Source organism: Pseudoalteromonas sp. S558, from assembly GCF_005886635.1.
Classification (GTDB): domain Bacteria; phylum Pseudomonadota; class Gammaproteobacteria; order Enterobacterales; family Alteromonadaceae; genus Pseudoalteromonas; species Pseudoalteromonas aliena.
The window spans coordinates 1-385 of sequence record NZ_PNDU01000154.1 but is presented as its reverse complement, the minus strand read 5'-3'; the positions used below and the strand labels follow the sequence as shown (position 1 = coordinate 385).

The 385-nt window shown below is 35.8% G+C and carries 1 protein-coding gene; it reads left to right on the top strand.

All coding sequences use genetic code 11. The features are described from left to right. Positions 1 to 198: 198 nt before the first annotated feature. A partial coding sequence (locus CWB66_RS11860) for a patatin-like phospholipase family protein (protein WP_171037496.1) occupies positions 199 to 385 on the top strand: 187 nt, incomplete at its 3' end.

Sequence of the window (385 nt, the reverse complement as noted above, 5' to 3'; positions counted from 1 at the left end):
ATGTAAGCCATTAGAGTAACGCAGGAGCAGTTACCGAGCCCACTAAGTACAAATCTCGCACCGCGATAAAATCGCCTTTAGATAGAACAAATTTTAATCATGAAAGGTCAACAGGCCTTAATGTAAAACATCTAAATAAAAAGCAATATTGTCTACATTAGTATTCAATTAAATTTCAAATCAATACGGAGTAATTAAATGTCTACTTATAAAATACTAAGCTTTTGTGGTGGCGGAATAAGAGGTTTGATGTCAGTCAAAATGCTACAACGATTACAAGCCGATAACCCAGGCCTCTTACAAAATACTGATATGCTTACTGGTTGCTCTACGGGCGCAGTTATTTCTGGCTTTCTCGCAATATATAAAAAATACAACAGCTTTG